This window comes from Nitrospira lenta (assembly GCF_900403705.1).
Taxonomy (GTDB): Bacteria; Nitrospirota; Nitrospiria; order Nitrospirales; family Nitrospiraceae; genus Nitrospira_D; species Nitrospira_D lenta.
The window spans coordinates 430032-456463 of record NZ_OUNR01000001.1 but is presented as its reverse complement, the minus strand read 5'-3'; the positions used below and the strand labels follow the sequence as shown (position 1 = coordinate 456463).

23 protein-coding genes are annotated in these 26432 nt (G+C 58.2%); 14 read left to right on the top strand and 9 right to left on the bottom strand.

Annotated elements, in window-relative coordinates; translation table 11 throughout:
• The first annotated feature begins 69 nt into the window (after positions 1 to 69).
• From NITLEN_RS02190 to queA, 3 genes are read left to right on the top strand one after another with little or no spacing between them, the layout of a single operon-like run.
• Positions 70 to 327, top strand: coding sequence for a DUF2905 domain-containing protein (locus NITLEN_RS02190; RefSeq protein WP_121987940.1), 258 nt, complete (start codon positions 70 to 72; stop codon positions 325 to 327).
• On the top strand, positions 309 to 1535 hold the full coding sequence (locus NITLEN_RS02185) for a SpoIID/LytB domain-containing protein (RefSeq protein WP_121987939.1): 1227 nt from the start codon (positions 309 to 311) through the stop codon (positions 1533 to 1535). Before NITLEN_RS02190 ends, NITLEN_RS02185 begins: the two co-directional genes overlap by 19 nt.
• Positions 1536 to 2555, top strand: a complete 1020-nt coding sequence (queA, locus tag NITLEN_RS02180) for a tRNA preQ1(34) S-adenosylmethionine ribosyltransferase-isomerase QueA (protein ID WP_121987938.1) — start codon at positions 1536 to 1538, stop codon at positions 2553 to 2555. It abuts the gene before it with no gap.
• 43 nt (positions 2556 to 2598) lie between these two features.
• Here queA and NITLEN_RS02175 read toward each other — a convergent pair whose 3' ends face one another.
• Positions 2599 to 3297 carry a SurA N-terminal domain-containing protein gene (locus NITLEN_RS02175; RefSeq protein WP_121987937.1) on the bottom strand — a complete coding sequence of 233 codons (699 nt, stop codon included), beginning with the start codon at positions 3295 to 3297 and terminating at the stop codon, positions 2599 to 2601.
• Positions 3298 to 3581: 284 nt separating this feature from the next.
• Here NITLEN_RS02175 and NITLEN_RS02170 point away from each other — a divergent pair, with 284 nt between their 5' ends.
• From NITLEN_RS02170 to NITLEN_RS02120, 11 genes are all read left to right on the top strand, one after another.
• Positions 3582 to 4040 carry an RDD family protein gene (locus NITLEN_RS02170; RefSeq protein ID WP_121987936.1) on the top strand — a complete coding sequence of 153 codons (459 nt, stop codon included), beginning with the start codon at positions 3582 to 3584 and terminating at the stop codon, positions 4038 to 4040.
• A 61-nt stretch (positions 4041 to 4101) separates the two neighbouring features.
• On the top strand, positions 4102 to 5151 hold the full coding sequence (locus NITLEN_RS02165; protein ID WP_121987935.1) for a rod shape-determining protein: 1050 nt from the start codon (positions 4102 to 4104) through the stop codon (positions 5149 to 5151).
• A 15-nt stretch (positions 5152 to 5166) separates the two neighbouring features.
• Positions 5167 to 6045 carry a rod shape-determining protein MreC gene (gene mreC, locus NITLEN_RS02160; protein ID WP_245924364.1) on the top strand — a complete coding sequence of 293 codons (879 nt, stop codon included), beginning with the start codon at positions 5167 to 5169 and terminating at the stop codon, positions 6043 to 6045.
• The gene (locus NITLEN_RS02155; RefSeq protein WP_121987934.1) at positions 6042 to 6542 is read left to right on the top strand and encodes a hypothetical protein; all 501 of its coding nucleotides are present in this window, start codon (positions 6042 to 6044) and stop codon (positions 6540 to 6542) included. Before mreC ends, NITLEN_RS02155 begins: the two co-directional genes overlap by 4 nt.
• Before the next feature lie 8 nt (positions 6543 to 6550).
• Entirely contained in the window at positions 6551 to 8392 is a 1842-nt protein-coding gene (mrdA, locus tag NITLEN_RS02150; RefSeq protein ID WP_121987933.1) for a penicillin-binding protein 2, read from the top strand.
• Between the two features lie 33 nt (positions 8393 to 8425).
• The gene (gene rodA, locus NITLEN_RS02145) at positions 8426 to 9547 is read left to right on the top strand and encodes a rod shape-determining protein RodA (RefSeq protein WP_121987932.1); all 1122 of its coding nucleotides are present in this window, start codon (positions 8426 to 8428) and stop codon (positions 9545 to 9547) included.
• A 164-nt stretch (positions 9548 to 9711) separates the two neighbouring features.
• Positions 9712 to 11226: an Rne/Rng family ribonuclease gene (locus NITLEN_RS02140; protein WP_121987931.1), complete on the top strand. Its 1515-nt coding sequence runs from the start codon at positions 9712 to 9714 to the stop codon at positions 11224 to 11226.
• 117 nt (positions 11227 to 11343) lie between these two features.
• Complete coding sequence (gene dprA / locus NITLEN_RS02135) at positions 11344 to 12462, top strand: DNA-processing protein DprA (protein WP_121987930.1); 1119 nt, start codon at positions 11344 to 11346, stop codon at positions 12460 to 12462.
• Between the two features lie 85 nt (positions 12463 to 12547).
• On the top strand, positions 12548 to 14887 hold the full coding sequence (gene topA, locus NITLEN_RS02130) for a type I DNA topoisomerase (RefSeq protein ID WP_121987929.1): 2340 nt from the start codon (positions 12548 to 12550) through the stop codon (positions 14885 to 14887).
• 234 nt (positions 14888 to 15121) lie between these two features.
• On the top strand, positions 15122 to 15598 hold the full coding sequence (gene bfr, locus NITLEN_RS02125) for a bacterioferritin (protein ID WP_121987928.1): 477 nt from the start codon (positions 15122 to 15124) through the stop codon (positions 15596 to 15598).
• Between the two features lie 45 nt (positions 15599 to 15643).
• The gene (locus NITLEN_RS02120) at positions 15644 to 16114 is read left to right on the top strand and encodes a bacterioferritin (RefSeq protein ID WP_121987927.1); all 471 of its coding nucleotides are present in this window, start codon (positions 15644 to 15646) and stop codon (positions 16112 to 16114) included.
• 285 nt (positions 16115 to 16399) lie between these two features.
• Here NITLEN_RS02120 and NITLEN_RS02115 read toward each other — a convergent pair whose 3' ends face one another.
• The 8 genes from NITLEN_RS02115 to NITLEN_RS02080 all read right to left on the bottom strand — a co-directional run bounded on the left by NITLEN_RS02115 (position 16400) and on the right by NITLEN_RS02080 (position 26090).
• Positions 16400 to 16984, bottom strand: coding sequence for a PepSY-associated TM helix domain-containing protein (locus tag NITLEN_RS02115; RefSeq protein ID WP_121988538.1), 585 nt, complete (start codon positions 16982 to 16984; stop codon positions 16400 to 16402).
• 11 nt (positions 16985 to 16995) lie between these two features.
• Entirely contained in the window at positions 16996 to 17898 is a 903-nt protein-coding gene (locus tag NITLEN_RS02110) for a sirohydrochlorin chelatase (protein WP_281267749.1), read from the bottom strand.
• A gap of 76 nt (positions 17899 to 17974) precedes the next feature.
• Complete coding sequence (locus NITLEN_RS02105; RefSeq protein WP_181416585.1) at positions 17975 to 19423, bottom strand: winged helix-turn-helix transcriptional regulator; 1449 nt, start codon at positions 19421 to 19423, stop codon at positions 17975 to 17977.
• A gap of 183 nt (positions 19424 to 19606) precedes the next feature.
• A complete protein-coding gene (locus tag NITLEN_RS02100) occupies positions 19607 to 21982 on the bottom strand; it encodes a TonB-dependent receptor domain-containing protein (protein WP_181416584.1) in 2376 nt (791 codons plus the stop codon).
• A gap of 97 nt (positions 21983 to 22079) precedes the next feature.
• A complete protein-coding gene (locus NITLEN_RS02095; protein ID WP_121987923.1) occupies positions 22080 to 22706 on the bottom strand; it encodes a VPLPA-CTERM sorting domain-containing protein in 627 nt (208 codons plus the stop codon).
• Positions 22707 to 22856: 150 nt separating this feature from the next.
• A complete protein-coding gene (locus NITLEN_RS02090) occupies positions 22857 to 23051 on the bottom strand; it encodes a hypothetical protein (RefSeq protein WP_121988537.1) in 195 nt (64 codons plus the stop codon).
• Positions 23052 to 23238: 187 nt separating this feature from the next.
• Complete coding sequence (locus tag NITLEN_RS02085; RefSeq protein WP_121987922.1) at positions 23239 to 24924, bottom strand: sirohydrochlorin chelatase family protein; 1686 nt, start codon at positions 24922 to 24924, stop codon at positions 23239 to 23241.
• 29 nt (positions 24925 to 24953) lie between these two features.
• A complete protein-coding gene (locus tag NITLEN_RS02080) occupies positions 24954 to 26090 on the bottom strand; it encodes an energy transducer TonB (RefSeq protein WP_146216067.1) in 1137 nt (378 codons plus the stop codon).
• Positions 26091 to 26432 lie beyond the last annotated feature (342 nt).

Below are 26432 nucleotides of genomic sequence, written 5' to 3'. Positions count from 1 at the left end.
CGTCGATGTATTTCGTGAGCGCGCCGCGGTGCCAGTCGTCTGGAGCGCGGCCTGTCGGGTGCTGAGCTGATGGGCGAATGGGGCGCCTTCGGGAAGCTCTTGATTGCAGCCGGGTGCGGATTGGTCGTCGTGGGTTTGTTGTTTGTCCTGAGCGACCGGATCCCAGGCGTGAGCGGATGGTTTGGCGGTTGGCTCGGAAAACTGCCGGGCGACATTTCAATTAAGCGTGAGCAGTTCTCCTTTTACGCTCCTCTTGGCACCAGCCTGGTGCTCAGTATCGGGCTAACTCTGCTATTCTATCTTCTATCATGGCTATTCAAACGCTAGGATATGTTCGACGGCTGGCGGTCCTCTGGGTTCTATTCGGGGGTATCGTTGCCCTCAGCGCGCCGGTTCAGGCGGCCGAGTCCATTCGCGTCTTAATGGCATCCGAGGTCCATCGACTCGATGTGCGCGCGGAGAGCGTGGTGTGGCTCACCGATGGGCAGAGCCGGTCGCAATCTTACAATACGGTTGTGCATATCGAGTTGCGCGGAGCGGCGCTCTTGGTCAACGGGACGCGAGTGGCGGGGGAGCAGCTCACGCTGCGCGCGGGCGAGCATGATCTCAAGCTCTGGTTGCCCCGGGTATCCAGCGGAAGCCACGGTGCGGCGTTGCAGCCTGGCGATGAGCGGGGTGCGCTGCATGTGAGTGGGATGGTGCATATCGTTCGACGTGGGAAAGGCCTGCTTGTGATCAACCAGGTCGATCTTGAGGAGTATGTCAAAGGGGTGGTGCCGGCTGAAGTGAATTCGACTTGGCACCGTGAAATGCTCAAAGTGCAGGCCGTCGCGGCCAGGACCTATGCGCTCTATCAGCATATGCTGAGTGCGTCGCGTGACTATGATGTGGCGTCAAGCATCCAAGATCAGGTCTATCGCGGGCGGCAGGGGGTGGACGCGCGTGTGCAGGAAGCGGTGGAATCCACTCGTGGTCTCGTGGTGACTCATGATGGTGCGCCGATCTACGCCGCGTTTTCTTCGACTGCGGCAGGGATTACCGAGGATGCGATGGTGGTGTGGTCGAAGGATCTGCCGTATCTGAAAGGCGTGGAATGTCCCTTCGACGTGGAGTCTCCGTATTATCAGTGGAAGGCGTCTTTCAGAGTGGCGACACTGGAGCGGAATCTTCGGCAGCAGGGCTTCTCGGTAGGGACGATCGCCACCATGACGCCGGTGGGATTCAGTCGCGCCGGACGTGTGTCTAAGTTACGTATTCTGCACTCCAAGGGCGAGCTTATCTTGCGCGGTGAGGAGCTGCGCAAGGCGATCGGGTACACCGTTGTGCCGAGCACGCAGTTCACAATCGAGTCTATGGGCCAGGACATCGTGTTGGCCGGATACGGCGCCGGTCATGCCGTGGGGCTTTGTCAGTGGGGAGCGAAGGAGCTGGCCGAGCTCGGGTATTCCTTCTCCTCTATCCTGCGGTACTACTATCCCGGTACGGAGTTGCAGAATGTGGCGTTGACGAAAATGCCGCCGATGCCTACGTCCTAGATGAATCTCTCTGAGTTCGACTTTCCGTTCGATCCCACTCTGATTGCCTCCGAGCCAGTCCTGCCGCGTCATGCTGCGCGCTTGTTGTGTCTCGACTCACAGACCGGGAACTTATCGAATCGGCGCGTGGCTGACCTGCCGGAGTTGTTGGCGCCCGGAGATTTGCTGGTGGTGAACGATACGAAGGTTATGGCCGCTCGTCTGTCCGGACGTAAGCAGCCGACGGGTACGGTTGTGGACGTGTTGTTCGTCAAAGATTGTGGTGATGCGGTCTGGGAAGTCATGCTCAAAGGGCATTTTCGTGTGGGGCAGGCGATCCTGTTTGAAGGGGATGCCAGTGCGACGGTCGTGCAGCGCGATGAGCACGGGACGAAAATCAAAGTTGCGAGCTCGGTTCCGGTTGTCGAGTTCCTGCGGACTCACGGCTGTATGCCGCTTCCTCCCTATATCAAGCGCTCCGCGCAGCCGGAGGACCACGTCTGGTATCAAACCTGTTTCGCAGATCGAGAGGGGGCGATCGCGGCTCCGACGGCCGGTCTGCATTTTACGCCCGAACTCATGGCCCGATTGCGGGATCGGGGCGTTGAGACAGCAGCGGTCACGTTACATGTCGGGCCCGGGACCTTTAAGCCAGTGGTCGTCGAGCGTATCGAAGAGCATCAGATGGGAACGGAATGGTTTGACGTGAGTGAGCGGACGGTCGAGGCAATCCTCAAGACAAAACGAGCCGGTGGACGAGTGATTGCGATTGGGACCACCGCGGTCCGCGCGCTCGAATCAGCCGCGCAGCAGGCCGGGGGGCTTCAACCGACAGTCGGTGAGAGCCGGTTGTTTATCTCGCCCGGATTTCGCTTCAACGTGGTCGATGCGCTCATGACAAATTTTCATCTGCCCCGGACGACGCTTCTGATGCTGGTCTCTGCGCTCGCCGGAGTGGACATGATGCGGAAAGCCTACGCCGAAGCAGTGGAGCAGCGCTACCGCTTTTATAGCTATGGCGATGCGATGCTGATCCTCTGAGCGGGCGGCTTGAAATGAGCGGCTGGCCTATACGCGATCAGCGTTACAGTAGTTCCCGATGAACCTTGACGGGGATTTTCCCTTTGAGTGATTCCTGAAACGCCACTAACGCGCGTTGTTGTTTCTGGAAGAGCATATCTTGCAGGACACGATCCTTTGCCGCGGTGGCTTTCGTGGGATCGGCATCAGGCTGCCGGGTCATCAGGGCCTGTCCCTCGGAGATCTCCGACGGTGTTAAGGCGATGGCGTCCCGGACAAACATTCTCGCTTTATTGCCGAGAATTTCCTTGGCTTGCGCCTCTTCAAAGACTTTCGGGGTGAGATGATTCGCGGCCAGGAGCCGTTGATAGAGCTCCGGATCGAAGGCCCCGTTTTTCTGAAACTCAGGGACTTGCACGATCATTTCGCGCAGGTCTCCGTCGGAGACGGTGATGCCCATATCTTTCGCGGCCATCAGCCAGAGACGGTTGTCGACGAGTTGTTCGATCACAAATTGCTTGATCGTTTCATCCTTGAACTCTCCCGGCACTTTTTCTTTGTAGAAGCGGTACATGTTTTCGTAGGCGCGCCGGAACTCATCGCGCGTGACGGCCAAATCGCCGACAGTGGCGACGGTGTTTCCCGGTTGGTCTCCGAATCCCCACCAGCCCATGGTAATCACAAAGGCAATGGCCAGGATGCCCATGATTGAGTTTAACAGCCAGGGGTGGTTGTGCGATGCGTCCCGCATTGTCTTGATCATGCAAATCCTCTCGGTCGAAAAATGGTTCGGGGATTGTACTTGGCGCTGGGGCTGAAGGCAAGATCATGCGCGACCATCGACCGTCGGTGGTTAGCGAAGGATGATGGGTTCGTGAGAGTCGAGTGATGGACGAATCAGTTCCGTATCCGGCCACGTAGTTCTCCTAGTGGCGCCCGTCGGAGTCGTTTTAAAGAGCAATTGCACAAGTGAGAGGAAGGAAAGCTGTTTGTTTGTGCAAGTTGTTTGATTTTGTTATACTTTGCCATTAATTAGAAGGAGATTCCTTGATAGGGGCAGGGCCGGTTGCGAAGCTCATCGATGGAGCGGTCTATCCCAAAGCGTACGTGCTCAATCGGTTTATTGCGAAACTCATTGATGTATTCATTGTCGTGGCGGCCGATGAGGTTGCACCGCCGGTCGGGTTTCTGGCAGGACTGGTCTACATTCTGATTGCGGACGGGTTTGCGGGTGGGCGAAGTATCGGGAAGCGGCTGGTGGGTTTGCAGACCATGCGTCTCGATGTTCGTGAGACGGCCGGATTCCGGGAATCGATTATTCGGAACTTGCCGTTCGGAGTGGCTCAACTGCTGTTTGCCGTGCCGTATGTCGGGTGGATCGGGTCTGCGGCCGTGCTGGCCTTTGAGAGTGTCTTGATCGTAGGAAATGAGCAGGGACGGCGCCTTGGCGACGAGGTTGCGCGGACCCAGGTGTTGGACGCAGAACAGTTAGCGGTACCCGACTAAATTTATGAATAGCGAGGGACTCGCGCAGCGCGTAGCGAGTTCATGACGAAGGGAGAGTGCCGTGGGGTTCACGGGAGATGTGTTCGGATGGTTTTCCAACGATCTTGCGATCGATTTGGGGACAGCGACGACACTGGTGTATGTGCATGGGAAAGGCATCGTCCTGAACGAGCCCTCGGTGGTGGCGGTGGAAAAGAAGACGGAGAAGGTCTTGGCGGTCGGCGCCGATGCGAAAAAGATGCTCGGTCGAACCCCTGGGAACATTGTCGCCGTCCGGCCGATGAAAGAGGGCGTGATTGCCGACTTCGAGATGGCCGAGCAGATGCTTAAGCATTTCATCCGCAAGGCGCACAATCGGAGCGCCTTCGTGCGGCCGCGGATCATCATCGGCGTTCCTTCACGCATCACCCAAGTGGAACAACGCGCGGTTCGTGACTCTGCCGAATTGGCGGGTGCACGCGAGGTCTATTTGATCGAAGAGCCGGTGGCGGCCGCCATTGGGGCGGGCCTTCCGATTACCGAACCGTCCGGTAACATGGTTGTCGATGTGGGCGGTGGCACGACGGACATTGCGGTGATTTCGCTCGGCGGCATCGTCTATAGCGAGTCGGTGAAAGTCGCCGGCGATCGGATGGACGAAGCGATCATGAATTACATCAAGAAGAAGTATAACTTGCTCATCGGCGAACATATGGCGGAACGGGTCAAGTTCGAAATCGGATCAGCCTATCCCTTCGAAGAGCGCAAGACGATGATGATCAAAGGACGGGATCTGATTTCCGGCATTCCCCGCACGCTGGTCGTCGACGATGCTGAAATTCGAGAGGCGTTGCAGGAACCGATCGGAACGATCGTCAATGCCATTAAGGTCGCCTTGGAAAACACTCCGCCGGAATTGGCGGGGGATATTATTGACCGCGGGATCGTGCTCACAGGTGGAGGCTCCCTGCTGAAGGGGATGGATACACGATTCCGTGAAGAGACAAATTTGCCGATCATTACGGTCGATGACCCGCTGACCTCGGTGGTGCTGGGGGTCGGGAAGATTCTGGACGAACTGGATCTTCTCCGTAAGGTGTCGGTCATGTCTCAATGCAGTAGCCTCCGGTAAGGTTCCTTCCTCCCCATGCGGATGGCCAACTTTCGTTCATCATACGGCGCCCGGCGTCTTGCCCTCGGGGTGTTGCTCTCCGTGCTTCTCGGGTTTTTCCTGCTGCCGCACCAGCTTCAGGCGCTCTTCCAGGAAATCGGCGGTCCGGTCGGGTGGGTGCTCAGCTGGCCGATCCGTCTCGTCGCCTCGGTGGAAGGCGGGATCGGAGAGACCTGGAGCCATTACGTGGCCCTGCAGGACGTAGACGAAGAGAATCGGCAACTGCGCAAAGAGCTCGAGCTGTTGCAGGGGCAAAATAGTCAACTGCGCGAGGCCGCATCGGCGACGGACCGGTTGACGGCGTTGCTTGAGTTCAAGGCGCAAGCTCTCCCGACGATGATTGCGGCGCAGGTCATCGGCCGGGATACGGGCAATTGGTATCGAACCATTCTCCTGAACAAGGGAAGCACCGACGGCATCCAGGCAGACATGGGTGTGGTCACGTCCGCCGGCGTCGTCGGACGAGTAGTGAAGACGACGATGGCGACCGCGGTTGTGCTCTTGGTGTCCGATCCCAACAATGCCATTGCCGGGCTGATTCAGCGGACGCGAGATGAAGGCATTGTCGAAGGAACGACCCCCGGTCTGGCTCGGCTCAAGTATATTCCGCTGCTCTCGAATGTTCGCGCCGGTGATCGCGTGGTGACCTCCGGACTCGTCGGGGGCTTTCCCCGCGGACTTGCCATCGGCACTATCACCACGATCGGCAAAGAGGAAGGCGCGTTGTTCCAATCCGCTGAATTGCGCCCTGAAGTTGATGTGAATCGAGTCGAAGAAGTTTTGGTTATTCAGTCTCCCTATATACCCGGCGAGGACGGAAAGAGCGATGCGCTTCTTCCGAAAGCCAAACCGTGAAGATTGTCGTGTATGCCTGTGCCGTCGCTGTCCTGGTGGCGGTGCACGCCACGGTGCTTCCGTACCTCAGTGTGTGGGGTGTCAAACCGGATCTCGGTCTTGTGGCGGTCTGCTTTATCGGTCTCCTGTCTGGTGAATTGGAAGGGTTGATCGTCGGGCTCTTCGTAGGATGGGCCATGAGTTTGTTTTCCGCCACCGACCTTGCGACAAGTATGGTGACCAAGGGGACGGTGGGATTTCTTGCCGGACTGGTCGGTCGCCAGGTAGCCCAGATCAATCCGTTGGTGTTGGTCAGCGGCCTTGTTGTCGCGTCTACCTTGTCGAGTCTGATGATCATCTGGTCGCTCAAACCGAATGATCAGCAGGATGTTTGGTGGATGATTCGGACGATCCTCATGCCGCAAGCCTGTTTCGATGCGGTGGTCGGAGGACTGTGTTATTGGCTGATCTGGAGCCGGTTGAATCTTGACCGGCTGGCAGAGGGGCGAGAGTTCTAGGAGTTATCGTGGCGACCAGTAGTACCCATGAGTCTGAACTCGGAGAGTTACAGCGGCGGCTCATGCTGCTGCGTGTGGGACTGCTCCTGGTCGTCGGGCTCCTGGCGGTCCGGTTGTGGCATTTGCAGATTCGTGAAGGCCCATACTACCGCGACCTCTCGGAGAATAATCGTACCCGCTCGGTGCTGCTGGAGCCGGCCAGGGGGCTGATCTACGATCGCCACGGGGTTTTACTCGCGAATAACGTGCCGAGCTTTAGCCTCTACGTAACGTTGGAAGACGTCAAGGATCGGGAGGGGTTGATTCAGAATCTGGCGGACTTGCTGGGACTCGATCCGGCCATGATCCGGAAAAAACTGGCGGTGCGGGGCAGTAAGATGCTGCCGAAAAAAGTAAAAGACCGGTTGACCTTGCGCGATGCCACCGTAATCGAATCCCACCGGCTTGATCTTCCGGGTGTCATGATTCAGGTGGAGTCGCAGCGGAACTATCCCGGCGGTATGGCCGCCGCGCATCTCCTTGGGTACGTCGGAGAAATTTCTCCTGAGCAATTGGAGAAGCCGGAATTCGCGGATCTCCATCAGGGCAGCGTGGTCGGGCAATATGGAGTGGAGAAGTCGTTTGATCGTCACGTGCGCGGCCAGGCCGGACAAAAAAGCGTCGAAGTGGATGCCTTAGGCCACGAGAAGCGGACGGTGTTGGTGGATAAGCCGCTCGCCGGAAACGATCTCTATCTCACGATTGATATTAAGCTACAAAAGGTGGCGGAGGATTTATTGGGGGACGAATCCGGTGCGATTGTCGCCCTGGATCCTACGAGCGGCGACGTCCTGGCTATGGCGAGCCGGCCGGGATTCGATCCGAATATTATGTCGCGCGAGCTCACGCCGAAGCAGTGGGTGGAGATCGTCCAGGATGAGAGACGCCCGCTCAACAATCGTGCGTCGCAAGGACAGTATCCTCCCGGGTCCACCTTCAAAGTGCCGATGGCCGTCGCGGCCCTGGAATCCAATACCATGTCGCCGTCGAGTTCCGTGCTCTGCACGGGCGGGTACCAATTCGGCAAGCGTATTTATCACGATTGGAAAGCGACCGGTCATGGGTATGTCGACCTTCACAAGGCGCTTATCCAGTCTTGCGACGTGTACTTTTACACCATCGGGCAGCGGATGGGGATCGATACGATGTCGGAGTATGCCAAGGACTTCGGCCTCGGTCGTGAGACCGGCATTGAATTGCCTTCCGAGCGAGTGGGGTCGATTCCTTCCACGGCTTGGAAACTGAAGGTGAAGAAAGAAGCCTGGCTGCCAGGTGAAACGATTTCTGCCGCGATCGGACAGGGGTATGTCACGGTGACGCCCTTGCAGATGGCCAGCATGATCGGCACGGTGGCCAACGATGGCGTGAGCTATCGTCCGCGTCTGGTGCAGGCGATTATGGATCGCACGACTGGAAATTTACAGGAGATGCCGGCGGTTGCGCGGGGGAAGGCGCATGCCAAACCGGAGACGTTTCGGATCATCAAAGAAGCATTGGCCGCGGTGGTGACGGAAGGGACGGCGACTCGCGCAAAATCTTCGATCGTGACGATCGGGGGGAAAACCGGGACGGCGCAAGTCGCGGCGCTGGGAAAAGAGAAGAGGGCGGAGAAAGACATTCCCAAAAAGTTTCGTGATCATGCGTGGTTCGTGGCGTTTGCGCCGGTCGAGGCTCCGAAGATTGCCGTGGCGGTGTTGGCCGAGCATATGGGACACGGTGGGTCGGCGGCGGCGCCGCTGGCCAAAGAAGTGATTGAGACCTATATGAAGCTGAGTGCGCAGGAGCCGGCGGTTGTCCCGCCAGCGCAGTGACCGTGGCGCCATGGGTGGTGTGTGTGAGTTTTTATGATTGATCGTCTGACCGACAGCCGGGGGCTCGATAGTTTCGACTATCGGTTTTTGGCATTAGTATTCTCTATCCTGGGGATCGGCGTTCTGTCGATCCACAGCGTGACGCACAGCCAGCAGGCGGGCCTTGCGCCCTACTACGTCAAGCAGATGGCCTGGATTCTCATGGGCAGTGCGGCTTTCGTGTTCATGTTGGTGTCCGATTATCATCGCATCGCACGGCTGGCCTACCCGCTCTACGGGGTCGTGTTGCTCATGCTGGCATTTGTGCTGGTCGATGGGCGCACCAGCAAAGGCGCGCAGCGCTGGATTTCGCTCGGTCCGTTTGGCGTGCAGCCCTCCGAATTCGCCAAGCTGGTCTTGATCCTCGTGTTGGCGCATTACTATTCGAAGGCGCCTCGGGTGGGGTGGTTGCAGCGGGTGATTATGCCGGGCATGCTGATGTTTCCCGGTCTGGTCTTGATCCTGAAACAGCCCGACTTAGGCAGCGGATTGAGTTTCGTGGCCGTGTATGCCGCCATGCTGTTAATGGTCGGCGTGCGCTCAAAGGCCTTGGGCGTCATTCTCCTCCTGATCGTCATGCTGTTCCCATTTGCCTGGGAAGGGGTCTGGGGGTCCTTGCATGATTATCAACGACAGCGCATTATGGCCTTCGTCGACCCGGAATACGATCCGGGAGGAAAGGGTTATCATGCCCTACAGTCTAGAATTGCGATCGGATCCGGCGAGCTGATGGGCAAGGGCCTCTACGGAGGGACGCAAAGCCAGCTGAAGTTCCTTCCGGAGGGCCATACAGACTTTGTGTTTGCCGTCTATGCGGAAGAATGGGGATTCTTGGGAGTGTTGCTATTGTTGGTGCTGTTTGTCGCACTGATCTGGCTCTCTCTGGAGATTGCATCGAAGGCGAAAGATCAATTGGGCGCGCTCCTGGCTGCCGGTATTGTCGCCATGTTGTGCTTTTGCGTCGTGGTGAATATCGGGATGACGGCCGGGATGTTCCCGATCGTCGGAATTCCGCTGCCCTTGATGAGCTACGGAGGCAGCGCGACGATCATGACCATGGCGTCGTTGGGATTGTTGCTGAACGTCAAACGGAGACGGCTGAGTTTGTTCTATTGAGCGGAGACACGAGTGTTGAGCGGTGTGAATGAGTGGAGTGTTGTGAGGCGTGGGATTGAGTCGCTGGAATGTGACGCGGATGGTGGATGTGACGGACCTGGGCGTTGTGCCTGCGTCTGTCGCCCATTGCGTCGTTCTAGGGCTTGCAGACTAAAGGAGTAGTTATGGGAATTGAGATTGCGATTTCGGTCGCACGGGAAGAAACCCGTGTGGCGGTGTTGGATGGCGGTGTGGTCACGGATTTATTCGGCGACCGGGCCAAACATAAGGATTTCGTCGGGAACGTGTACAAGGGCAAGGTCGCGAAGGTGCTGCCGGGCATGCAAGCGGCGTTTGTGGATATTGGTTTGGAGAAAGCGGCGTTCATGCACGTGTCCGACCTCTCGGAAGAAGCGGAGCCGGGCGATACGCTGGTGGATGCGACCGACGACGATGATGATAAAGATGCGGACATGCTTCGGCCGAAACGCCAGAGTGCCAAGCCCATCGAGCAACTGCTGACCGAGGGGCAGGAGTTGATGGTACAGATCTCAAAAGGCCCCATCGGGACGAAGGGGCCGCGCGTGACGACTTATGTGTCGCTCCCCGGCCGCTATCTGGTCTTTATGCCGAATGTCGAGCACATCGGCGTGTCTCGCCGGATTGCGAAGGACGAGGAGCGCGCCCGCTTGAAAGACATTATGCGCCGGGTGCGCCGCCCAGGGTGCGGGTACATCGTGCGCACGGTGAGCGAAGGCGTCAAGGAAGACGAATTGAAATCCGACGTGGATTTCTTGCATGTGCTGTGGCAGGACATTTTGACCAACCGGGAAAAGCTGAGCGCGCCGGCGTTGCTGCATACGGATTTGAGCCTCAGCTTTCGCGTGGTGCGCGATCTGTTCGGGAAGAAGGTGGATCGCCTATGGATCGATTCGCGCCAGGAGTATGAGGCTGTGCGGGACTTCGTGCAGCGGTTCTCTCCGGAGCAGACCTCCCGCATTCATTTCTATGACAAAGATGAAAGCCTCTTCGATCACCTTGGTATCGAGCAAGAGATCACCCGCGCGACGAGCCGGAGGGTCTGGCTGAAATCCGGCGGCCACTTGGTGATCGATCACACCGAAGCCATGACGGTCATCGACGTCAATACGGGGCGATTTGTCGGTAAGCGGGATCAGGAAGAAACGATTCTCCGCAATAATCTTGAAGCGGCCAAGGAAGTGGCGTACCAGATGAAGTTGCGCGGGATCGGCGGCATCATCATCGTCGACTTTATCGACATGGAACGGGAGAAAAATCGGGACAAGGTCTATCACGCGCTGGTGGACGCCATGGCGTCGGATAAAGCGCGGACTCGAATCTCAAGGATTTCGGACCTCGGACTGATTGAAATTTCCCGGGAGCGTGTCCGCGAAGACCTGCTGCGGTCTTTGTCCGAGCCGTGCCACTACTGCGAAGGCCGAGGGTACACCAAGTCTCCGACGACGGTCGCCTACGAAATTTTCAGGGAGATTCGAAAGATCGGCGAATCGGGGGAGAGTCAGCGGATCGTCATCGGGGCGCATCCCAGCGTTGCGGGGCTGCTCCAGGATGAAGAACGCCAAGGTCTCGAAATGCTGGAGCGCGAGTGTTCGGCGAAGATCATCGTGACACCGGACCATCAGTTACATCTTGAGCAGTATGACCTCGTGACGCTGTAGATCGCACGGTCGTCTGTGTCCCATGTGTTTCTTGCCTGATCGCGAGGCCAGGAAGGCCTGCGGTCAGGCCGCGTATATGTCACGGTTACAGATTGCCCTCCTGCGCAGGTCTGTCGCATGGACTCCACTCAGCTCACATCCTGGCTTCTTCTGCAATCGATCGATGGAGTGGGTGACCGCACCGCCCTGAAATTGGTGCAGGCCTTCGGGACTCCGGCCGGCGCGTTGGCGGCTCCGTCGGGGGACTTGAGGCGGATCGGGTGCAGCGCGGAACTCGCTGAGGCGATCAGGCGAGGTGCGGATCTCAGGATTCGTCATCTCATCGATCGTCAAGTGACGCTGGTCGAACGGCTTGCTATTCAGGTCGTCACGCTGACCGATCCCTTGTATCCGAAGCGCCTGAAGGCCATTCCCGATCCGCCGCCCTTGTTGTATTACACGGGTGCGCTGCATGAACAAGATGGGGCAGCGCTGGCGATCGTCGGTGGGCGATCGGCCACCTCTGCCGGGAAGGCCCTTACGGAAGAAATTGCTCAGGAGTTAGCGCGAGGGGGCTGGACTATTGTCAGCGGGATGGCGCGGGGGATCGATGCTGCGGCTCATCGTGGCGCGCTGGCCGGACAGGGGCGCACGATTGCCGTCCTCGGCTGCGGAGTGGATCAAACTTATCCACCTGAACATGATCAGTTGCGCAGACAGATTGAGGCACAGGGAGCGGTGCTGGCGGAACTTCCCGTAGGATCGCCGCCGCAGAGCCATCATTTCCCGAGACGGAATCGGATCATCAGCGGGTTATCCGTCGGGGTGCTCGTGGCGGAGGCGGCGATGAACAGCGGATCGCTCATCACTGCCAAATTGGCGTTGGAGCAGGGGCGCGAAGTGTTTGCCCTTCCGGGGTCTGTCAAAGAAGCACGGTGCCGCGGGTCGAATGGATTGATCAAGCAAGGGGCCAGATTGATCGAGTGTGCGGCGGATATGATAGAGGAGTTGTTGCCGCAAGTGGAGCCCGCTGTCCGTGTCCGTATGGTGAGCGGAGTGACGGGTGCATCGGTGCGTGGCGAATTAGGGCCGGAGGAACAGCGGATCTATGAGGTTCTTTCTCCTGTCGCGCAATCCGTTGACGTCGTGATTGAACGGACCGGACTCAGTGCCGCGACGGTCGCTGCGACCATGCTGGCGCTGGAGCTCCGCGGCTTTGTCCGGCAGCTGCCTGGTCCGCAATACCTGCGTCGCTGATCCGTGGCCGAGTGCATTCCAGTTGCAGGATGTCGAAAAGTTTGGTACGTGATGGGACAACGCGTGCGCTGAATACGGAGATGTTATGGCGAAATCGTTGATCATCGTTGAGTCGCCGACCAAGGCGAGAACGATTACGAAATATCTGGGCCGCGGATACACCGTGATGGCCTCGGTCGGCCATATCAAAGATCTTCCGACGAGTAAGTTGGGCGTCGATCTCGAACATGATTTTGAGCCGCAGTACGTCACCATCAAGGGCAAGGCCAAAGTGTTGGCCGATATCAAAAAGAAAGCCGAAGAGGCCGACAAGATTTATCTGGCGCCCGACCCCGATCGCGAAGGGGAGGCGATTGCCTGGCATCTGGAGCAGGAGTTGCTCGGCAAGTCCAAAAAGAAACAAGGCGGAAAGATCTTTCGCGTCTTGTTCAACGAGATCACCAAGACGGCGGTTAAGCGGGCGCTGGAGTCGCCCGGTGAAATCGACATGAATCTGGTCAACGCGCAGCAGGCCCGCCGTATTCTGGATCGCATCGTCGGGTATCAAGGTAGTCAGCTCTTGTGGACCAAGGTTCGGCGCGGACTCAGTATGGGGCGCGTGCAGTCGGTCGCCATGCGGTTGATTTGCGAACGCGAAGCGGAGCGGGAGGCCTTCAGGACCGAAGAGTATTGGTCGATCGTCGCGTTGTTGTCCGGCACCAATCCACCCTCATTCGAAGCCAAGCTCCATAGTATCAATGGTGAAGCCGCGTCGATCGAGAACGGCGAACAAGCGGCGCGTGTGGTCGAGCATATTCAAGGGAAAGCCTTTGTTGTCGAATCCATCGAACGTCGTGAGAAGAAGCGGAACCCGGTTGCGCCGTTCATCACCAGCCGTCTCCAGCAGGAAGCCTCCAGAAAGCTGCACTTCTCGCCTAAGAAGACCATGACCCTCGCGCAGCAGCTCTACGAAGGTATGGAGATTGGGGCTGAGGGAGCCACCGGTTTGATTACCTATATGAGAACCGACTCGCCGCGCATTTCCAATGAAGCGATGGCCGAAGCGCGGGAAGTCATTCAGGCAAGATTCGGGGCAGACTATCTGCCGGCGACGCCGAATATTTATAAGACTCAGAAGGCCGCGCAGGAAGCGCACGAAGCCGTCCGGCCCACCTCGGCGGCCCGCGACCCGGAGTCGATTCGCCAGTATCTCGACCAGGATCAATACAATCTCTATAAGTTGATCTGGAATCGATTCATCGCGTCGCAAATGGTGCCGGCTATTCTCGATGTGACTCGGATCGATTCGACCCCGGTGGGGACGCCGGTGAAGTATGGTTTTCGTTCCACTGGAACGGTCGTCAAGTTCCCCGGCCACACCATCGTCTATATGGAAGGCGTCGATAAAGAGCTGCCGACTGAAAAGCCGAAAGCCGATCAGGAAGCGGAGGACGACAATGATCGCCAGCTTCCGGCTCTGTCCGAAGGGGAACAACTGCGGTTGGTTCAACAGGAGGGGGAATCGGCGATCGGACTGACGTCAAAGCAACACTTCACTCAGCCGCCTCCCCGCTACAATGAAGCGCTGTTGATCAAGGAATTGGAAGAAAAAGGAATCGGCCGCCCTTCCACGTATGCGGCCATCATTTCCACGATTCAAGACCGCAAGTACGTGGAGAAAACCGAGGGCCGGTTAGTGCCGACGGAAACCGGCAAGACCGTTCACGATTACTTGATGAAGGGGTTCCCCGAGCTGATCAATGTGGACTTCACCTCGCAGCTTGAGGAGCAGCTTGACGAAGTGGAAGGGGGAACGAAGCCCTGGGTCACGGCGGTACGGGATTTTTACACGCCATTCACCAAGGAACTTGAGCGGGCGAAGACGATTCCCGGTCCGAAGGATATTGTGGAGCCGCCCACGGATGTGCCCTGTGAAAAATGCGGCAAGATGATGGAGATCAAGTGGGGGCGAAACGGAAAGTTCCTGGCTTGTCCGGCCTATAAAGCCGATCCTCCCTGCAAGAACACGCAAAATTTCCAGAAGCTCGAAGACGGCACGATTAAGATCGTCCCGAAAATTGAACTGACGACCGATCAGAAGTGCGACAAGTGCGGGAGTGGCATGGTGGTGAAGACCGGGCGGTTCGGCAAGTTCATTGCTTGCTCGGCCTATCCCGAATGTAAAACCACTAAACCGCTCGCGCTAGGCGTGAAATGTCCGCAGCCGGACTGCGGCGGAGATTTGGTCCAGAAGCGCACGAAAAAAGGACGATCATTTTTTGCGTGCGGCAACTATCCCAAGTGCGAGTATGCGCTGTGGGATCGTCCGATCAATAAAACCTGTCCAACCTGCCACGCGCCGTTCCTGATTGAAAAAGTCAGCAAGCAGGCGGGGCGAAGCGTGCAGTGCCGCAATGAAGAATGTGGCTATCGTGAGGCCGGATAGCGGTAAACAGTTTCCGTAATCTGGTGGCGGCGATGCGCGTCATGCACCGACTCTTCTTCCGTCGAAACTGAGAAGCAGACTCATCACGCTCAACTTTTTTCTCTCTCAATCAGAATCTCCTTGGTTGACGACCGCTTTGCTGCGGACGATAATGAAGCTATTCGTATGACGTCATCTGATAGCGCGAGCTTCTGATCCGATGGCTCACTCACATTCTGAAAGGGGGAACACACTATGAAAGCAAAAGAGGGCGTCATCAATATTCTGAATAAGGTGCTGACGGCCGACCTGACGGCCATCAATCAGTATTTTGTGCATGCCAAGATGTGCGAGAACTGGGGCTTTGAACGGTTGCAGCATAAGGTGCGCGAGCGCAGCATCGATGAAATGAAAGATGCCGACGAACTCATCGGGCACATCCTCTATCTCGAAGGCGTGCCGAACGTGCAGCGCATGAATACGGTGCATGTCGGCGAGACGGTGCCGGAACAGTTCAAGCTGGATCTGGCGGCCGAGCAGGAAATGCTGACGCTGCTGAATGAAGGCGTCGTGCATTGCATGAAGGTGACCGACTTCACGACCCGCCATATGCTCGAAGAAATGGCGAAAGATGTGGATGCGCACATCGATTGGATCGAAACGCAGATGGAAACGATCAAGCAGGTCGGCCTGGAGATGTATCTTGCCGAGCAGATCACGAAGGAAGGCTAGTTCAGGCCACGACAACAGTCCGTGCGCTAAAACAAAGGGAATGTTATGAAAGCCAAAGAGGGGATTCTCGATCAGCTTGGAACCATCCTGACCGCCGAGTTAACTGCGGTGCATCAATATCTGTTGCACGCAGAGCTGTGCCGTCACTGGGGCTATGAACGATTGGCCGATAAGTTTCAACATTTGTATACGGAAGAAGTCACTCATTCCTCGCAGCTGGTTCGTCATATGCTGTATCTGGGCGGCCAGCCGGATGTTGGGAAGTTAGACGAGGTAAAGGGGAGTCAGTCGGTGCAAGGTCTTTTCGAGACCAACCTGGCGTTTGAACGGGAAGATGTGGAGATGCTGCGGAAGGCGATCGTTCATGCGACCGCAGTCGGAGACTTTACTACCCGCCAGAAGTTGGAAGAGATGGTGGTGGATTCAGAAGAACATGTCGATTACTTTGAGCGACAACTCACCACGATCGCCCAGGTGGGGTTGACGGGGTATCTCGCCGAGCAGATTAAGTCGTAAACCGTTTCTCGGTATGAAGCGCCTGGAGATGGAGCGGTTGTCCGTGCCTCTCAAGGCCGACCGGTAGTGAACAAAGGGCGGGTGGGGTGACCCCATCCGCCCTTTTGTTATCGCTGAAACGGCTCACAGATTCTTGTGCGGTCCAATCCAAGAAATAATAGGGCGGGGGGACCCAGGAGGACTGAGGCCCCCCGCCGCAAAGAGGCGGGATACTACGAATCGCGCCTCTTTGCTCGGGAAGGATATGTTCGAAGGGGGATGCTCGACCGATCTCGACAAGATCCCTCACTTCAGCTCAAACAGCAGCAGCGCCAGCAACGGCGGCAGCATGCCGACGGCAACCAGCCATTTCCCTCTGCGCGCCATTCCATACTTGCCTTTCAAAAGGAACAATCCTGTAAAGCTGAGGATAATCAAGATCAGTGCAAACGCGTCCGCCGCCCATTTCCATCCTTTGAGGCGATTCAAGTGCAAGGCGTTGACCTGATATAAAACCGGTCTCCGAGAGACTTTCTCATAGGTGCCGCGTCCGTCCGCGAAATGCAGATGAAGCGACGCGTTGTCATAATAGATTTTGACCTGGTCGGAGGTCGGGAAATCGTAGACCTTGTAGTTCTCTTCCTGGACCAGTTGTCCAAACTCCGCGATTCGTTCTTGTGTAATGTCTTCTTTCGCGAAGGGATGAGGCAACGAGATCGACTGTCTCGACACGATGAAATCAGGATTCCAATCGCCGATATGATTGAGGGCAATGCCTGACAGGCAATAGGCCAGAATCAGAGAGGCGCAGGCATATCCGATGTCCCTGTGCGCCGCCATGTTGAAGCGCGTGATGGCGTCCGGTCCCGGCCAGCGGAGTCTGGTTGTCATCCATTTCAGCATCAGTTCACTCTGGAGACTTGCGGTTGAATCTTCCGCACATACTCGTCGGTGACCGCGACCACCCATCGCTCGATGTTCGGATCGGGCAGAATGGAATCCGGTCTATATTGCACACGCTTTTTACTGTCGGGGACTTTGGCGATCCCATCGCCGATAATCTTAATTTGAAACTGTTCGTCGTGCGCAACCAGCACAGGGATGACGAGGGCTGTGCCTGACGTTTTGAGGACCGAGTTGATGGCCGCAGTCGTCTCTTCAGGTTTATAGTTCGCGATATGGCCGCACCAGCCGTAGGAATATCCCGTAATGCCCGTATGCTCTCTGACGTAGCCTGCCGCTTTGTTGAAGAGCTCAACCCATTCCTTGTCGTAGGTCTCATCGCCGTATCCAATCAGCACGAGACCCTCATCAGCCGGATTGTGTGAGAGAGCCGTCACTCGTCTGAGGAGGTTCTTCTGAAGGATGTCTGTAAAGTCGAGCGGCGGGGTAATGTGAGGTTTGGCTTTCGGAGAGTACCGCTGGATATTTTCAATCTTGAGCTGCTGCATGGAATGCGGATCTTCCTTCAGTCCCACAATGGTGGGAATGTCGTCAAAGGTATGGGGGCTGACGGTCAAGAAGACCGGCACAATGATGACGTCGGTGAATCCTTCGTGATCGAATTCTTTCATGCGAGTGGCGATGGACGGCTCCGTGTATTCCATGAACGCGGTTTTAACGGACTGGACTGCGTGGCCCTGCATGATCGTCGGAGCGACCTGGGCTTCAAGTTGGAGCAAGGATTGGCGCCACGTCACGGATCTGGACCCGTGGTTGACCAGGAGGACCCCGATCCTTGGTGCGCTGGAAGATGAAGGAAGAGTTGTAGGCGCCGCCAGGGCTGCCCATGGAGCAACTGTCATCAGAAGCGCAGAGAAGAAGACTATCATCTTGACCGGCATGTGCTACCTCCTGTGTGAGTAATGGGAGTTCAAATCGTCATCCGCAGGGCGCCGCAATGCATGCGCTCGCCGTGGTATTGAGCGGCGGCCCCATCAAGAGTCGATGCGCCCGCGCTGCCACGTGCTTCGACATAGTTCCCGGCGTCGTTCGTGCGTGTGCTTGTGAATCGGAGCTGGCGTGGGATATGGGACGGAGCCTGTTCGTTCGGATTGATCCGGCGGCGGCGACCGGTCTCAAGGTGAAGCCGATCCGATTGATTGTCAGCAGCTCGCAACGGCAGTGTGGCTCACGATCCAGCAGCTGCCGAAGCACGTGCACATGGACATCTACGGTGTGTTCGCCGACTGCAATGTCTGGCCCCCATACAAGATCGATCAATTTGCTTCGGCTGAATACCTTGGATGGTTCCCGCATGAGGACGCTGAGAATGGCGAAAGGCTTGGTGGTGAGCTTCACCGGCCGTCCGGCAATGGTCACCTCGTGCGCATCGCCGTCCAGCTCAATGGCGCCCACATGATGGACGCCTCGCCGCGCGCTCGCGCATCGCGCCCGCCGGAGATAGGCGCCGACCTTGGCGATGAACAGGCGATGCCCGTCGTGCATCTCGTAGATGCCGTCCATCCCTCGTTCTAGGTCCGCGATCACATGGCACTCGGTGTAGAAGCAGTCGGGAGGAACGACGGCCATCAGCAGGACATGGCGCAGTGAGGAATCTGTCCGAAGCATGTCCCAATCGTGGGTCCGGCAATCCACCAACACCAACAAGAGCGACGCCGGATCCGTGAGGGCAACGATCTCGCTGGGTGTGGCTGCCACTCGGGCTTCATAGCCCGCGCGATGTAAATACCCTTCCAGCTGGGTGGCCAACCCACCGTCGGATGTGAGCACGACAATCGGCACGGCCGCGCCTCGCCGAGGCGGGGCAAGGTCGGACGCAGGCACGGCTCGCTTGAAGCGCGCCTCTCCCCGCACCGCGGTCACGGTCCCCAGCATCCCCACCAACGCTGTCATGAAGAGAAGGCCTGAAGACGGAGGCGTAGAAATCGGCACTGCCGGTGCATTGCTTCCTGCGTCGATCGCTCCAGCGTGCGGCTGTGCAGGACTGGAATACGCGACATCTTGAAGAGACCGATCGAAGGTGAACCGGGGGGAGCATTGATCGATCCAATGAGACGGTCTTCCGGTATCCGCAGCGGGATTCTGGCGCGACGCCGGCACTACGGGGGCCATGTTCTCCGGTCGCTCGTGAAGCACGAGCGCGGCATCCTGCGTCTCGGTCTTTTCGGGCAGGCGATGGCTGATAAGCCAGGGCTGTGTGTCGGACGCGAAGCCGACGGATCCGGCCCCTTCGTCGACCGGCAATATCCCGGAAGCGTGCGTCTCAATACTGGTGAGGCTAAGTAAGAGCAGCGCCCCAACCAGACAGAGCGAATTGACCCTGGGCTGCGCGTTGATCCGGCGTAGAGAGTCGTGCGGGTGTTTCATTCGGTTCCTTGTGTCAGTTTCAGAACGTTTGCATGGTGTGCATTTCGTCACCGATGGGAGGGTGACAGTTGTCGGACGTATGGCCGGGTCCATGGGGGCGAGTGCGCCGTCCATGACCTTGCTTCTGGCCTGGCTTCGCGGCGGTTTGTGTGAACGCATAGTGGTGTCTGTTGCCATAGATCATCAGAACGACAGTGACGCGAAGACGCGCAGGTTGTAGCCCGGTGCCTCCTGGCCGATTCCTCCACCAAAGCCATCGTTGAGGAAGTACCGAGTGTTGGTGAAATTATCGAGAGTCAGGTTCAGGCTGAGCATCTGATGGGGCCGGTATGCCGCAAACAGATTGTGCAGGAGATACCCGGCCTGGTCCCCGATCGTGAGGCCGGTGTTGCAGGGGGAGGCGATTTGGGCGCTGGAGCCGGTGATCACTCGGCGGGGACCGACGGCGCGGATGCGATACCCGTATTCGAGCCGGTTTCCCAAATCGCTGCGCCCGAGGGTGAACACCAAGGTATTGCCGGGGATGTCGTACATCGCGCGTTCGCCCTCGCAGACTTGCTTGCCGCGTACGGCGGCGAGGTTCAGGTTGCTGAACCAGTGTTCCGTCCGAAACCCAAGCTCGAACTCAATCCCTTCCCGATGCTCTTGCCCGTCTTGCGTGAGGTGCGTGCAGACGGTATTGCCCTGTCCCAAACTATTGAACGGATCGCAGAGCACTCCGCTCGACGTCCGCGCCGCGAGCGATTCGAGGATGTGTTGAACGCGGTTGCGGTACACCACCACTTTCGCCGTGAGCGCATCGACGCCGGCGAATAGGCGGGGATAGTTGAGCGACAGGCCGACTTCATGGTTCCGCGATGTCTCGGGCCTGTAGCGATCGCCGCAGACTCTGGAATCCGGCGCGAGCGCACCGAAATATAAAGGCTGACAACGGCTGAATCCGCCTTGCGTGAACAATTCGTCGACAAGCGGCGGCCGGAACGCTTCCGCATAATTGTAGAAAATGGTCAGGGGGCCGCCCAGCATGTTCCATGCAATGCCGGCGCTGGGCACGGTCTTCGCGAATTCAATGCGCGGGCTGCGGCCTTCGGTTTGCAACAGAGTGCGAGTCTCTTGTGCGTTGACCTCGACGGCATACTGGTCGTGGCGGAGGCCGGCGGTGAAAGTCATGTCGCCGATCTCCAGTCGATCCTCCACCATGAAGGCCAGATTGGACTTGAGACCTGACGGCTGACTCAGGTTGTCCACGGTCTGTCGTCCGACGGGGCTGACCTGCTCGGTCTTGGTCGTGCGGCTGTTGTGGTTGTATTGGATGCCGTAGGTGAGCGCATTGCGCACGGGGTTGATGCGCAGCATAGAGGTGTTTCTCAGATCGAGCGTCAGAATCCGGTAGTCGAAGAAATTTGTAGGCGAGTTCGGGATCAACACGCCTTTGGCATTTTGTCTATCGGAATCGGTGACGCTGGTGCTCGTATGACCGAGCGTGCCTCTGAGATTGATCCAGGGCGCAAGCGTGTGCGAGGCCGGCGTGTATTCGAAATTGGCGGTGGGAGTGCTGTCGGTCACGGCTCGCCGCACAAATCCAAACACCCCGGGAATACCGATCGTGGCGTCAAAGGGCTGCAAGGTGCTTTCCTGGGAGTACGTCTCTGCGAAGGTGATCGATGCGCCGGGCCGCGGGCGGTACGTCGCCTTTGCCAATCCGCTCAAGCGGTTCGACTTCGTGTTTTTTAATGGGTCGCCGCTCGCCGTGGTGATGTCGCCAGACCAGCGCCGGGTGAAATTGGCGAGGAGATCGATCGAATCGAGCACGACGCCATAGACACTCGCCGATCCAAGCTTTTCGTCATTGTTGCTGGACCACCCGCTCTTGATGCGCGCGCCTGCGCGATCCCCGGGCGCCAGGAGGTCGGCGGCGTCCTTGGTCCGCATCTCCACCACTCCGCCGATCGCGCCGGAGCCTTGCAGCGCGCCCGCCGGCCCGCGTGTCACCTCGATGGCTTTCAATAATTCAGGCTCGATGAAGACGCCGCTGCCGAAGCGGTACTTCTCGAAATTGCGCATGGCGCCGTCGAGCTTGATCAGCACGTCTTCTGAGTCACTGAAACCGCGAATGTTGAATTTCATGCCGCTGGCGAGCGGTCCGCCGTTGACCGAGACGCCGGGGGTATCCTGGAGCACCGTGAAGACATTGTCCGACTGCCGGCGTTCTAGTTCCTTGGCGGTCAGGGTCGTGCGCGAGCGCGTCGGATCGAATTCGACGGCCTCGCGTCTCCCTGTCACTTCCACTTCCGCGATCATCAGCGTGTCTCCTTGCTCAAGACTCGGCGTCTCCATCGATGGCCGCGCAGCCGCAGTGTCATTGCGCTCTGTCATGTGCGATCGGCTCTCCCCACGGTTCTGTTCCGCGGTCGTGGCTTGGCTCAGCGCCGCTGGCGCTGGGCTGCTCGCGGCGATACTCCGGCGTTCCTGATCTGCGGGCAGCGGGTTGGGCAACGGACGAATATCCGCCGCCCCCCCCTGAACAGGCCATGCATGCAGCAGTGCCACGACCGTCATGACAATTCCCCAGTGTGCGCAATTCATGCTGCATATACGCATTCGCATGGCCGCCCTTCGGCAGGCGGCCACTCCTATGCGGAATAGACCAGGATCCTTAGACGGCTCGCTGTCTGCGCCGAGCCATGGCCGCGATTCCCGCAAGTCCAGAACCCATCAGGTACACTGCGGCGGGTAATGGCACCGGGGCCACATCAAGGGAAAGCTGGTCCAGGCTCACGCTGCTGCCGATGGCGTGGAACGCGATATTCAACGATCCGGTGTGCGTCACACCCAGCCAGCTCACAAGGCCTTCGACTTCGTTCCCGCCGAATCCGCCGGTGATGGTTTCGTTGAACAACTGCGAGTAGGCGCCGGAGACGCCGTTCAGCGTGAACCCGGTGAGACTCTGGTTGAGCGTGGTATCGAACGCGCCCACGGTGGCGACCCGCAGAAACACGTTAGACGTTCCGCTGCCCAGATTGCCTGCCGTCAGGGTAAACGCTGTTGGAGAGGAAGGGCTGTAGATGTTCCCGCCGCCGATATGGCTGACATCCGGTGTGTTGTCCTGAATATTCCCACCAGGAATGTTGTCGTTGAACGCGTTCCATTCGGCATAGTGCGGCCCCACCTGCGTATACGCGCCGTCCCAAACGGCCTGCACGGCATGCGCCGGCTGGCCGGCGGCCAGCAAGAGCCCCAGGCCGAGCAGGCCCCCTGTAAAAAGTGACGTTCTGTTGTTCATGGCAAGAATCCCTTTCACTGATTGGCCTTCACCGCCTCACTCGCTGAGGCCGGAATACGGCCGGCGGCTGTCAAAATAAAGCAGCGGCCCCGCACCGCCTGCCTCAACGTCGGTAACAAAAACATGCCGAAGCCCTCAGCCCTCCTTTCGTTATCGCCCTGGGGCGTCAGGGCAGTTGATGACGAACCGGTATTGCCTGCCGCAATGGAGGATCACTTCTTTCTGTCCGCGCTTGAGGAGGCGGATCTCCACGGACATCTCCGCGAACCCGTCGTGCGTAATGAGCTCGTCATACAACGCGGAGAGCCGCGACTTAACTTCGGCGTTATCTACCCGTGTCGACATACGGTCTTGTCCTTTGTCTTCGCCCGCGGTGCGCAGCCGGATGGCCCGTGAGGGTGGCTGCCTGTTTGCGATCCTCAACCCGTGGTCTTCCTGATTCATTCCGCTCGGAACGCTCCCGGCCTTGTTCCGAAACCCCGTCTCTCGTCCTGTCGGCGCGTGCGCGGCGAATGGACATGAACAAAGACGACTAGGGATGGGCGGCGGCGGATTGTTCGCTTTTTGACGGGATCAACTCCGCCGTCATGCGCGTCAGCCCGTCCTCCAGCCATCGCGTGAGCACGGGATCGACCAACCCCTTTTCACTCAACTCAAAATTCAACCCGCTGAGCATGGTCTTGTAAGGCCCCGATCCGTACAGGCGATTGGCGATGACGAGCACGCGTCCCTGTTTGCTCGCTTCTTCGATCATTGTGCGGACGGCAGCAACCGCCTGCTCCCGTTCCTTGGGCCAGTCTTCTCTGACAGTCAGCGCCGTGATGGCTTTCAGTTTGGCGCAGTGAGGGTCCAGGCGAAGCCGGGCGATGTTCTGATTCATGACGGAAATCCATTGAGCATCCCCCTCGTCAGTGCCCTCGCCGTGCGCCAGCAGCACCACGGTCTCATTGGCTGGGTCTTTGCTCAGCTCGGCGATCCGTTTGTGCAGAACGAGGGCGATCTCCGGATTCTGCTCGTAGCCTCCGAAGGTGGAGAAGAGCGCGGCTGTTCTGACTTGAGGCGGGACCTCAGACGCATGATCGTGTCCGCCTGCAGGGGCACTCTCGGCCAGGCCGAGAATGTAGTCCGTGACCGGTTTCATATGGTGATCCAAGGCATACATTCGGACAAAAACGATCCGTCTGATTCCCTGCTGCTCAAGACGGGAGACGGCGTCCTGAATGATATGCGGATCGCCCATGCCATAGGCCATCTCGATCGGATACTTGGACCTGAGTGGCGTGATGGTTGTTTCAACGGCGTCGTTCCAGGGCTGGGTTGACCCGTGAGGCATGATTACGACGCCAATCTCGTTCGAGGCTAAGGCGGTCTCGCGGTTGGCCGTCTTTTTCAACCACAAGAGGGCGTTCGGGTGAGGCAGCAATTCGTCCGGCTTATAGGCCGCATTGGTATGCTTGAATTGGGCATCCATCCAGGCTGCCAGCGACATGGAGTAATCGAATTTCGGGCCGATGAAGACGGGCACCAACAGGGTCCGGCCTTGTTTCGCCATTCGGGACAAAAGGTGGGCTTTGATGTCCTTGTTTTTCTGTTCGGCATTAGTCGCGTCGCGCTCGTAGTACACGACGACGTCTGTCTCGCGGAAGGATCGGTATCGCGCGACGTAGGCCAGGAGATGTTCCAGGTCGGCTTTCAACCGGTGTTCATTGGCCTCGTCCGTTGCGCCGGCGCCGACGAGGATCAATCGATCCGATTCAGAGGCCGCGCTGAGCGCAGCGATACGGTCGAGCACGATTTGCCCGATCAGATAGTCGTGCGCCATCGCCGGCGCCCACCGCACGGGTAGCTCCCCAGAATAGGCCGCTATGAGCGGTCTGATTCGCGTGAGCAGCGGATCGGCGTCAGACAGAAACAGCGGAATGGCGACGATCTCCGTGACGCCGTTCTGTTTCAACTCCTGGGCTGCACGGGTGAGATATGCGGCATATTCGCCCTGCACCCCGGTGTAGTCTTTCCCGATCAACCCGAGCGCGGCGGGGTAGGATTTCTTGAACTCCGCGACGAGCGAGCGGATTTCCTGATTGCCGAGGAACCCGCGGTCAGGAGCGACGACGAGGAAACCGACCTTGGGCACAGGTGCGGCATGGGCCGGCATCCAGCCGATGCCGAAGATGAACAGGATGGCCAGACTTCCTGTCGTTTGTCTGAATGTGAACATGTCGTTCCCTCCTTCATGCACCAGTCGAGTCAGTTGAATTCATCGAGTCTGTAACGGATGGGAATCATGACCGCGATTTGGGACTGCCCAAGGTCTCGCGGCAAATGAATCGGACAGACTCGATGCATCAGTTGCAGCGCATCCTCGTCAAGCGCGTCGTACCCCGAACTTTTCGTGACTACCGCTTCAACCAGGGTGCCATCGCTCTTGATCGTGGTTTTGACAATGACGATCCCTTCCCAGCCTTGTGTGCGAGCCCTATGGGGATAGGCTTGGAGGCTCAGGATCTGTCGTCTCAGCAATTCCGTCAGCCATGCCAAGTGCTGTGTCGCCGGAACCGCCCGTGCGATCGTTGGATGGTTCAGAGCGACGGTGTCCGAGGAGGAAGTGGCGGAGGAGCCTGAATCACCGGTTTGTGAATCGGTCGCAGATGCGAGATCTGTTTGCGGCAAGGAGGCCGCCTCCTTATTGTGCGGTGACGCCGGCGCGACGCTGGCGCTTGCCTCGACAGGATGCTGCGCACGCTCCGGTGGAACAGGCGACGACAGCTCCGCGTGATCGTGGACATTCGTGGCGACGGTCTCCGTGACGGGGCTCGTCTTCGCATCGGAGGGAGACCAGTCGGTGGGCGGACGGGATTCATTCAGAGGCGGCATGGGCTCAATCGGCCGTTTGATTGGCATCGGACCGTCCATGGGAACGGGATCACTCGCGGCGGTAGATTTTGCTGTCGTGTGCAGTGCCGGTGCGGCAGGGGTGACCTGCCGCTCCATTGGTTGAACCTTCGATGGTTCGTTGACGGGGTGTGGTTCAACCACTTCTGCAGAAGATGCCTGGATTGAAGGAGGCGGGGGGGACGTGACCGGTGAGGAATCTTCAGCAAGGGCGGCCGTTTCTTGGGATGCCGCCGGATTGGCTGAACCGAGCGAATCAGGGGAGGCCGTCTGGTCCGCTTCGCTTTGCGGATCGGTAAGAAGGAACTCCATGTGGGACACGAGAGTCGGGGCCTGGGGGACTTCCCTCAGTGAGACCGCAGAGACCGCAGCCACCGCCAGTGCCATGGTGTGAAAGCAGACAGAACAGGCCCATGACAATGCCCGGTCTTGCGACAGAAAGGCCGACTGAAGATCCGTGAGCAGTGCGTGGTTATGATCGAGAGGTGCCATGGGAACGACTTTCTGAACAATTGAGATCAATTCTCAAACTCATATACAGGGTTCCGCCGTCCTGTGGCTATGTTTAGCCGCCTGGTGCGCATGTTCTCTTTCCAGATGTCCCGCTGAAGTGTGTTTCAGATAACTGTGTTCGATCGAGATACGCGCTACGAGTTTGGGGTCTGCTAGGCAGTTGTAACGGAGATTGGAGTTGTCGACGGGTGGTATGCGGTGAGGGGAGGGCCGTTTTATGGTGTGGGTGAATTACGAGAACCGGCAACGAGCGTCGCTTTAGGCGTTATGCAATAGGGTGCAAAGCGGTCTTCACTCCCGACAAAGATGTGCGTGTAGATC

Bases quoted from the DNA above. Each gene is read 5' to 3' on its own strand.
- NITLEN_RS02190 (WP_121987940.1), top strand. From the start codon at position 70: ATGGGCGAATGGGGCGCCTTCGGGAAGCTCTTGATTGCAGCCGGGTGC.
- NITLEN_RS02185 (WP_121987939.1), top strand. From the start codon at position 309: ATGGCTATTCAAACGCTAGGATATGTTCGACGGCTGGCGGTCCTCTGG.
- queA (WP_121987938.1), top strand. From the start codon at position 1,536: ATGAATCTCTCTGAGTTCGACTTTCCGTTCGATCCCACTCTGATTGCC.
- NITLEN_RS02175 (WP_121987937.1), bottom strand. From the start codon at position 3,297: ATGATCAAGACAATGCGGGACGCATCGCACAACCACCCCTGGCTGTTA.
- mreC (WP_245924364.1), top strand. From the start codon at position 5,167: ATGCGGATGGCCAACTTTCGTTCATCATACGGCGCCCGGCGTCTTGCC.
- rodA (WP_121987932.1), top strand. From the start codon at position 8,426: ATGATTGATCGTCTGACCGACAGCCGGGGGCTCGATAGTTTCGACTAT.
- NITLEN_RS02140 (WP_121987931.1), top strand. From the start codon at position 9,712: ATGGGAATTGAGATTGCGATTTCGGTCGCACGGGAAGAAACCCGTGTG.
- dprA (WP_121987930.1), top strand. From the start codon at position 11,344: ATGGACTCCACTCAGCTCACATCCTGGCTTCTTCTGCAATCGATCGAT.
- topA (WP_121987929.1), top strand. From the start codon at position 12,548: ATGGCGAAATCGTTGATCATCGTTGAGTCGCCGACCAAGGCGAGAACG.
- bfr (WP_121987928.1), top strand. From the start codon at position 15,122: ATGAAAGCAAAAGAGGGCGTCATCAATATTCTGAATAAGGTGCTGACG.
- NITLEN_RS02120 (WP_121987927.1), top strand. From the start codon at position 15,644: ATGAAAGCCAAAGAGGGGATTCTCGATCAGCTTGGAACCATCCTGACC.
- NITLEN_RS02115 (WP_121988538.1), bottom strand. From the start codon at position 16,984: ATGACAACCAGACTCCGCTGGCCGGGACCGGACGCCATCACGCGCTTC.
- NITLEN_RS02110 (WP_281267749.1), bottom strand. From the start codon at position 17,898: ATGACAGTTGCTCCATGGGCAGCCCTGGCGGCGCCTACAACTCTTCCT.
- NITLEN_RS02105 (WP_181416585.1), bottom strand. From the start codon at position 19,423: ATGAAACACCCGCACGACTCTCTACGCCGGATCAACGCGCAGCCCAGG.
- NITLEN_RS02100 (WP_181416584.1), bottom strand. From the start codon at position 21,982: ATGACGGTCGTGGCACTGCTGCATGCATGGCCTGTTCAGGGGGGGGCG.
- NITLEN_RS02095 (WP_121987923.1), bottom strand. From the start codon at position 22,706: ATGAACAACAGAACGTCACTTTTTACAGGGGGCCTGCTCGGCCTGGGG.
- NITLEN_RS02090 (WP_121988537.1), bottom strand. From the start codon at position 23,051: ATGTCGACACGGGTAGATAACGCCGAAGTTAAGTCGCGGCTCTCCGCG.
- NITLEN_RS02085 (WP_121987922.1), bottom strand. From the start codon at position 24,924: ATGTTCACATTCAGACAAACGACAGGAAGTCTGGCCATCCTGTTCATC.
- NITLEN_RS02080 (WP_146216067.1), bottom strand. From the start codon at position 26,090: ATGGCACCTCTCGATCATAACCACGCACTGCTCACGGATCTTCAGTCG.